The organism is Gordonia sputi NBRC 100414, assembly GCF_000248055.1.
Taxonomy (GTDB): domain Bacteria; phylum Actinomycetota; class Actinomycetes; order Mycobacteriales; family Mycobacteriaceae; genus Gordonia; species Gordonia sputi.
In genome coordinates this window covers 19,860-28,344 of sequence record NZ_BAFC01000003.1, presented here as the reverse complement: position 1 = coordinate 28,344, position 8,485 = coordinate 19,860, and the positions used below count along the sequence as shown (strand labels likewise).

The 8,485-nt window shown below is 64.4% G+C and carries 7 protein-coding genes; 3 read left to right on the top strand and 4 right to left on the bottom strand.

All coding sequences use genetic code 11. From position 1 onward, the window contains the following. On the top strand, nucleotides 1–261 hold a 261-nt coding region (locus GOSPT_RS24075; protein WP_217996113.1), incomplete at its 5' end, for a hypothetical protein. A gap of 453 nt (nucleotides 262–714) precedes the next feature. Beyond that, nucleotides 715–2,856: an acyltransferase family protein gene (locus GOSPT_RS00125; protein WP_245548664.1), complete on the top strand. Its 2,142-nt coding sequence runs from the start codon at nucleotides 715–717 to the stop codon at nucleotides 2,854–2,856. 40 nt (nucleotides 2,857–2,896) lie between these two features. Here GOSPT_RS00125 and GOSPT_RS00120 read toward each other — a convergent pair whose 3' ends face one another. The 4 genes from GOSPT_RS00120 to GOSPT_RS00105 all read right to left on the bottom strand — a co-directional run bounded on the left by GOSPT_RS00120 (nucleotide 2,897) and on the right by GOSPT_RS00105 (nucleotide 7,617). Further along, nucleotides 2,897–3,781, bottom strand: coding sequence for an SGNH/GDSL hydrolase family protein (locus tag GOSPT_RS00120; RefSeq protein ID WP_039854086.1), 885 nt, complete (start codon nucleotides 3,779–3,781; stop codon nucleotides 2,897–2,899). Nucleotides 3,782–3,884: 103 nt separating this feature from the next. Continuing rightward, nucleotides 3,885–5,744: an FAD-dependent monooxygenase gene (locus tag GOSPT_RS00115; RefSeq protein WP_005201742.1), complete on the bottom strand. Its 1,860-nt coding sequence runs from the start codon at nucleotides 5,742–5,744 to the stop codon at nucleotides 3,885–3,887. 91 nt (nucleotides 5,745–5,835) lie between these two features. Next, nucleotides 5,836–6,756 carry a VOC family protein gene (locus GOSPT_RS00110; protein WP_005201741.1) on the bottom strand — a complete coding sequence of 307 codons (921 nt, stop codon included), beginning with the start codon at nucleotides 6,754–6,756 and terminating at the stop codon, nucleotides 5,836–5,838. A gap of 6 nt (nucleotides 6,757–6,762) precedes the next feature. Further along, complete coding sequence (locus tag GOSPT_RS00105; RefSeq protein ID WP_005201739.1) at nucleotides 6,763–7,617, bottom strand: fumarylacetoacetate hydrolase family protein; 855 nt, start codon at nucleotides 7,615–7,617, stop codon at nucleotides 6,763–6,765. Between the two features lie 162 nt (nucleotides 7,618–7,779). Here GOSPT_RS00105 and GOSPT_RS00100 point away from each other — a divergent pair, with 162 nt between their 5' ends. Beyond that, on the top strand, nucleotides 7,780–8,475 hold the full coding sequence (locus tag GOSPT_RS00100; RefSeq protein ID WP_039854092.1) for a GntR family transcriptional regulator: 696 nt from the start codon (nucleotides 7,780–7,782) through the stop codon (nucleotides 8,473–8,475). Nucleotides 8,476–8,485: the final 10 nt, after the last annotated feature.

The window sequence follows — 8,485 nt, the reverse complement described above, 5'->3', positions numbered from 1 at the left end:
AAGGTGCGGGGCATTACTGCATTCATGGGGGTGCTCGTTGGGTCCCAGTCCAACTTCGTTCTGGCCGGCCCCGTTCTGCGAGAGGTATTCGGCTCTGGTGAATTATTTGTGCGCTGTTCATGTTCTTTTGCTGCCGGTTATCTCGCATTGTCATCCGATGAAATGATTGTGGCGTGTCGATTGGTCCGCGAACTGAGACCGCATCTAGACTCGGCTCGTCGCGTGATCTCGCGCACTGCCTTCCTGAGATATTCCGACTGACTTGAACCGACGTTCCGAAACGTGCCCTATGCCTTCACATTTGCTGTCTCGCTCATGCTCGTTGCTTTCTTTTCAGCGGCTCCTTGTTCTGCCGTCGTCCGTGGGGTCGGGTGGCGCGGTCGGCTCCGCTCTCGATGAGGGAGTCCGCGGATGATCACTCGCTTGCGGATCTTGCGTGATGTCCGTATGCCGTCGCTGAGTCGCTCTGCCGGCGTCCCCGCCGACAGTGATGTGGCGCGGAGCTCGGTCGGACCGTGGTCTATATCGGCCAACGTCGTTGACGATCCGTGTGTCGACGATGCCTCTGCCCCTTCTGCCCACGACACAGGGTTGGACGAGGCTGATATCGAGTCAGATGCCGCTGCTGTGCCGGACCCTGATGTCGAGACGGCGTCCGACGTCGGCAGCTCGGATATAGGGCAGGAAGAGGCTGTCGAGAGGGTGAATTCCGCCGTGACGCCGGCCCTCAGATACCGGCGGCTGGCCGACCTCAGATATCGGCGCCGGCTTGTCACGCAGAATCCGACCGCTGGTACGGAATTGGTCGATCTTTCGGAAGGCGGTGCGCCGGAAGGCGATGCGCCGGAAGCTGATGTTCCGGACGGCGATGCCGCGCGAGCGGGCACGGCCGAGGTGTCGGTGGACTCGCATTCCGTCGAGCTCGCTCCAGCGAACGCAGCGAATGCGACGAGTGCGCCCGAGGGGCGGGAGCAAGCCGCACCACCGTTGGGTGCCGGACGAATCCGACGCGTTCCCGCGCTCGACGGATTACGCGGTATCGCGGTGCTTGTCGTCGTGCTCTACCACTTCTTCGGTGCGGCCGTGCCGGGCGGTTACCTCGGCGTCGACATCTTCTTCGTGCTGTCGGGTTTTCTCATCACGTCTCTGCTGGTGCGTGAGTACGGTGCCTCGGAACGTATTTCGTTGTCGCGATTCTGGACGCGTCGCGCGCGCCGCATTCTTCCCGCAGCACTTGCTGTGTTGGTGGTCTCCGTTGCTGTCGCTGGTGTGTTGGGTGGCGACATCGCGGTACAACTAGTGCCGCAGTTCGTCGGATCTGCGTTTTTCGTCAATAACTGGGTGCAGATTTCTCAGTCACATAGCTACTTCGCGGACACGACGCCGCAGATCTTCATGCATTACTGGTCGCTGGCAATCGAGGAACAGTTCTACGTCGTGTGGCCATTGCTGTTCGTGGCGATCATGGCGGCTGCGCGCGCGTTGCCGATGCGTCGACGCCTCTGGGTCGCAGCCGGGGTAGCCACTGTGCTGGCGGTGGGATCGGTCGTGGCGATGTGGCTGCTCCATGATCCCCATGCCGACCCGAGCCGGGTGTACTTCGGTACAGACACACACGCATTCGGGTTGTTGGTCGGGGTGATCCTGGCGCTTCTCGTGACGGCGCCGTCGCCCGCAGCACCCGATTCGTGGCCGCGGTTGGTGCCTGAGCGTGTCGTCGACCTGCTCGGCGCTACTCTCGCCCCTGTCGGTTTCCTCGCTCTGGTGGTGCTTTTCCTGGTGCTACCGGATACGTCGTCGTTCACGTATCAGGGCGGACTGCTGCTGGCGTGCATTCTGGCCGCGGGGATCGTGCTCGATGCGATCCGGGGGAGAGGTCGCGTTCACCGACTGATGTGTCGTCAGCCGTTGCGGTACCTCGGTACACGGTCGTTCAGCATCTACCTGTGGCACTGGCCTGTCGTGGTGGTGCTGCGGCAGCTCTTCCATGCTGACCGAGCTCACTCGGGGACTCTGCCCGTATGGGTGATCGGACTCATCGCTGCCGTCCTGACGCTGGCGCTCTCCGAGGCGTCGTTCCGGTGGATCGAAACCCCGTTCCATCGCTTGGGTCTGCGTGGCGTCCTGAACTTGCTTGGTTCGCGCCAACGCACTGCTGCGCCTGCCCTTGCACTCGCCGCTGCCCTCGCTGTTGCTCTGTTCGCTGGTTCCGCACTGGGCACCAGCCCGGCAAAGTCACAGCTCGAGGAGCAACTCGACCAGCTTGCGCAGATGCAGAAGGCCAACGCCGCCGCGCTGCGGCACGCACCTCCTCCTCCGCCCGCGGCACCCGTTCCGACGCTTCCGCTCGGCGGTGAGATCACCGGAATCGGTGACTCGGTGATGCTGGCGTCGTCGATGGCGCTGACCAACCGGTTCCCGGGCATGTACATCGACGCGGAGGTCTCGCGCCACTACACCGGTGGCGAACCGATCATCGAGAACCTCGCCGCCGCCCGTCAGCTACGCAAATTCGTCGTCCTCGGGTTCGGTACCAACGGCCAGGCGTTCGACGGACAACTCGACCGCATCCTCGGCCAGATCGGACCAGGCCACCAGATCGTATTGCTGGTGCCGTACGGCCCCGTCGACGGTATCCCGCAGGCGGCTCGCCAGGTTCTGCAGTACGCGCCGCGGCACCCGAACGTCTACCTGGCGCCGTGGTGCCAGGCTGCCGCAAGTCACCAGCAGCTTCTCGGCGCCGACGGAGTGCATCCGTTCGGGCCAGGCACCTTCCTGTATGCCGATGCCGTCACCCAGGGGTTGCGGCAGGCAGTCACAGGAAAGCGCGATCTCAGTATCTCCTGCCCGATCTGACGGTATCTCCCGTCCCGTCCGAGGCGTGATCGAACCTGGGTCAGCCGGTGATCCATCGGCTGGCGGGGAGATAGCCTGCGACACCCTGCGGGTAGGCGCGGGCCAGAGCGTCGGCGAATCGGCGATTGCGATCGGCGGTACCGGCGGCCGTGTAGTGAATTCCGTCGGAGGCGAACTCGTTCGCTGGTGCACTGCCTGCCCAGTCGTAGACGGCAAGATTCGGGTAGCGCGCGAGTGCGGCGCGTAGTGCTGTGTTGAATGTTGCCATCGCCGCGGGGCCGAATGCCTGGTTCTTCGGATTCGACGTCGTGACCGTCGGCCACAACACGGGTTGACCCTTCAACGCGGACATGATGCGGTCGATCCGCGCGTCGGCGCTCACCGTGCTGCCGGATGAGATCGCCCCGGCGTCGTTGATGCCCATCGCGATCACCCAGCAGCCTTTCGAGCCAGAGCTGAGCAGTCCGGCGACTGCCTTCTCGGCGTCGGTCCCAGGACCTCCGACGACTGCTCGTCCGCTCAGCGCGTCGACCTTCACCGACGTCGCCCCGACTCGCCGGTACTGCGCCGACGCGGTGTCACTCGGACTCGGCAATGCCGATGCCTTGTCTGCGTTCACCGACGTCGAGTCGCCAACCTGGACGACCGAGGTGCAACGTGACGTCGCGTTGCCCGGTGAGGGCACCTTCGGGATGATGTCGCCGAGCCCCAGCTCCGACGATGAGTTGGGAAGCCCGGAGTCGGACAACAGGGAGTTGGCGAGCCCGCCCAATGCACCGGCGATGTCATCTACGGGAGCGGCAGACGCGAAGGCCGGCGCACTCATTCCTGCGGCCACCACGACGCCCAGCGCGATCATGCCAAGGCGCTTGAATGCCGACCGAGAGGTCGTGCTCGACGAGATCTTGCGAACAACTTTAGTCACAGTAGTAACACTGAACACTTCTGTCCCATACGCCGCAACCGCTGAGGGCAAAGTGTCATCGGCGCGTGATGTTCTCGTCGATCGAGCGTGGTGACGAACCGGTTCAGTTCGAACCGGCACCGAGCGGTGCTCGGCTCCCGACCGTGACGACTTTCGCGACGTCGTCCCGAGAGGCGATCGTCTCCGTCTGCGGGGCCCTTGGCGCGGCGTTGGTAGGTGCCTTCCTGGCAAGGACCGTGCTCAGCGCTGCGCGGAGAGTGGAGATCGGATCGCCGACCATCGCCAAGCTGCGCCACGCGACGTGATGGTCGGGTCGGACGAGGAGCGCACCATCGGCGCCGACCTCGCGCTGCTGTGTCCATTCCCGCAGGACGTCGTGGTACTCACAACCGACGCCGACGGCGCGGACGTCGAGTTCGATCCCGAATTCCTGTGCCACCTGTGCCGCCGCGGCACGCCAGTCATCGCCGTTCTCCCCGATGATCAGTGTGAGCGCACCGTGTCCCGTGATGTCGACGGTCGAGACGCGGCGTCGACCCTGCTCGACCCACGCGTGGGGTAGGCGCGCTCCCGGATGTGTCGTCGCCTGGTAGTAGAGCTCTGCGTCGCGGACGTTCTCGGGGTAATCGGTGCCGTCGTCGACGATGCACGTCGACGAATAGCGTTGTCCCAGTTCCACTCCGTGCGCGTTGAACTGATAGTTCTGCAGCGCGACGGCACTGTCGAGTTCGCGGCGTCGCTGCGCGCCGCGCTCGGTTCCGGAGAACAACTCGTCGAGCATCTTCCAACCGTCCTCCGCGGACTGTCCGGGCTCGAAGCCGAGGGCCTGCGAGATCGGCAGCATGTTGCGCACGCTCTCCATCGCGCGATCAACGACCTGTTCTCCGACAGGTTGGCGCTCCTGGGTGTAGGTGTCGAGGAGTGCAGGTTCGGCGTCGCCACGCAGCACCATCGGGAGCTTCCACGCGAGGTTGAAGGAGTCCTGCACCGAGGTGTTGGTGCCGAGACCGTTCGCAGGCGGGTGCCGGTGAGCGGCGTCGCCTGCGAGGAACACCCGACCCTTGCTGAACGTGTCGGCGATGACGTGGTTGATCTGCCATTTGCTGACGGCCTTGATCCGGATGTCGATCGAGTCGTCGCCGATGGTGGTGCGGGCCCGCTCGATGACCGCCTCCTCGGACGTGTCGGGTTCGCCGTCCTCGGGGTTGTACATGCACAGCAGCACCCATTCCGTCCACGGCTTCACGCAGATCCACGTGCCGCTGCCGACCCAGTAGTCGTTGCCGGGCTGCGCCATCCAGTAGAGCGTTCCAGGGCGATGGGCGGTGTACTGGGTGAGGTCTGCTTCGAGCCAGATGTTCATGGCGGCACCGAGGCCCATCTCTCCGCGCAGCGGGAACTCCATCTGCTGCGCGACCGTCGAACGGCCGCCGTCGGCGCCGATCACATACTTGGCGCGTACCCGATACTCGGCGCCTGTCGTGCGTTCGCGCACGATGGCCTCGACGTGATCGCCGGTGTCGGTCAGCGAGACGGCCTCCGTGCTGAACCTGATCTCCGCGCCGAACTCGCGCGCCGCCTGCAGCAGTATCGGTTCGAGGATGTGTTGCGGAATGTTGCACATCTCCGTCGGGCTCGATACCTCGTAGTCGGCGTGCCGCAGCGTCCCCGAACCCCATGACTTCAGCCGGGCGATCTCGGTCCCCGCAAAGCTTGTCGCCCAGACGTTGTTGCCCATGTACTCGTTCGGCACGGCAGCGGCGCGCACGCGGTCGTCGATGCCGAGGTCGCGGAAGACCTCCATCGCACCCTGATTGGTGATGTGGGCGCGTGGTGAGTTCGCGGTGCCGGAGTAGCGGCTGACGGTCAGAGCCCTGACGCCGTACTTGGCGAGCAGTGCTGCTGCGGTCAGGCCAGCCGGCCCTGCGCCGACGATGAGGACATCTGTGGTGACGGTTTCCATCGGAGTCGACCTCCATGGTCGAAGTGCCGGCGTCGTGCCGGAGGGGGTGGATAAGGGGTTTGGGGAGTTATTCGAGCGGGAGTGTCGGGCGTCAGTTGGTCGAGTGTGCGCCGGTCATCATCGCGGCCAGGTCCTCGGGAGCGAGGAAACTCGGGGGAGGTGGCGGTCCCCAATTGAACAGTCCGCGTGCGCCTTCGAGGTCTTCCGGCGTCCACAGCGCATCGTCGGGGATGCAATCCATGTCGGAGTAGTACTCGGAGAAGTTGCCTGCCGGATCCTTCAGATACCAGAAGAAGTTCGAGCCCGCGTGGTGTCGGCCGAGCCCCCATACGTGGCGTTCGGGGTTGCCCTCGAGCATCGCAGCGGCGCCGCGCCCGACGTCGTCGATATCGTCGACCTGCCATGAGGTGTGGTGCAGGTAGGTCACCGGTGAGTTCATGACGAGGATGTTGTGGTGGTCTTGTGAGCAGCGCAGGAACGACCCGTGCCCCTTGATGTGGTCGCTGATCTTGAAGCCGAGTCCGTCGACGAAGAATCGGCAGGTCGCCACGTAGTCGGTGGAACCGAGCACCGCGTGTCCGAGCTTGTGCGGCTTGATCGCGTAGTCGCGCATCACGCCGGGTGCGCGGCCGTACCGTTCGATGCGGCCGGGGCCGTTGTACGGAGTCGGTTCGACACGCTGTTGATTCAGTCTCGGCAGGACTCGCACGGTGGCGCGGAGATCGGCGACCGGTTCGTGGGCGGTCACCTCGTCGCCGTGCCGTTGCGCGAGAAAGCCTTTCGAGACGAGTTCGTGGTGGATGCGGTCGATGTCGTCGAGATCGTCAGCGCCGACCGACAGTTCGAGCAGTCGACGCGTCGGCGCGGCGACGATCCGCAGCTGTTCGCCACCCTCGGTGGTCGACAACCAGCCGTCCGAGGTCGGCGTCAGCCCGAATTCCGTGTAGTAGGCGAGTGTTTCATCGACATTCGGTACGCCCATCGTGACCGATGCGAGCCTGTGCAATGGCATCGTCGATCACCGCGTCTCTGCCGTGGCGACGAAACGCTGCTCGATCTCGCCGATGTCGGCGATCCGAGAGGTGAGGACATCGCCGTCGGTGAGGAATCGCTGCGGCGTTCTGCCCATGCCGACGCCGGATGGTGTGCCCGTGAAGATGATGTCGCCCGGGAGGAGCGGCGTGATGTGCGATAGACGCGAGACCAGTTGCGGGACAGAGAAGATCATCTCCGACGTCCGGCCCTTCTGCATCTGTTCTCCGTTGACGTCGCAGCTGAGTTCGAGGTCGTCGCGGTCGGCGAACTCGTCCGGCGTGACGACGACCGGTCCCATCGGGGCGTACCCCGGGTACGACTTGCCGAGACTGAACTGCGGTGGGTGCGCGTTGAATTGGGTTTCGCGGTCGGAGATGTCCTGGCCGATGGTCAGTCCCGCAACATGATCCCAACCGTCCGCTTCGCTGACACGATGCGCCGCACGGCCGATCACCGCGACCAACTCGACCTCCCAGTCGATCTTGGGGCCCGTCAATTCGACGACGCCGACCGGACCGGCAAGCGACGTGCGGTACTTGGTGAACACGGGCGGGAAGTCGGGGACGTCGTACTTCGACTCCGCTGCGTGCTCGGCGTAGTTGAGGCCGATGGCGAAGACCTGCGCGGGCTCGGGAATCGGATTCTCCAGCGTGGCATCGAAGACGCTGCCGTTGGTGGGGTCGATGTCACGAGCCCAGGCGGCGAAATCGTCCCAGACGTCGTAGATCGCGGTGATCGACGGACCGAACCGTCCGTCGCTGGCCTCGGCGACGTCGATTGCCAGCCGGTGTCCGCTGTCGACCAGCACAGCGCGCTTCTCGAGAACTCCCAGACGCATGATCGCTCACTTCCTCGTATTGCTGCGCATCGATGCCAGGAGGTGATCGGTGTCACAGTCACTGACCTCTGGTCTACTCCCTCATATTCGTCAGTGCAGGTTATTTTCGAAAATATGTCGATCAGACACTGATGCGGATAAAAGTGGGTTATGGTTGTGACCATGGCAACAGCGAAGGCGAAGCAGACGCGAGGCGACCTCGTCTACGCGCAGTTGCGCGGCGAGATCCTCGGCGGCCGTTATCTGCCGGGGGACCGACTGAAGTTCGGGGCGCTCGCCGCGGAATGTGATGCGAGCATGAGTGTGATTCGCGAGGCACTCACTCGGTTGTCACTGGAGGGGCTCGTCACCAACGAACCCAACGTCGGGTACGCGGTCACCGAGATTTCCATTCCTCGTCTACGTGAGCTGACAGACGCGCGCCTCGAACTCGAGGGACTGGTGTTCGGCCGTGCCATCGGCGACGGCGACCTCGCATGGGAGTCATCGGTCGTCGCTGCTCATCACCGTATGGTCGGTACGCGCTACCTCACCGACGACGATCCGGTCCGCGTGACCGATGACTGGGCCTTGGCGCACGCGGCGTTTCACCGCGCACTGCTCGACGGGTGTGGGAACAAGAAGCTCCTACAGTTGGCCAACGGGCTGCGCGACGAGGCCGAGCTCTATCGCCGGTGGTCGCAGCCCCTGGGTCGGGAGAAGAATCGCGATCTCGACGGCGAGCATCGTCGAATGATGGAGTTGGCGCTCGCGCGCGACGCCGACGGCGCAGTGACCGCGCTGCGCGATCACATCGCGCACACCACGGAGTTGCTCGTCGAGAGCGACATCGCCGTGCACAGCGCCGTCACCCTGTGACCGCTCTCGA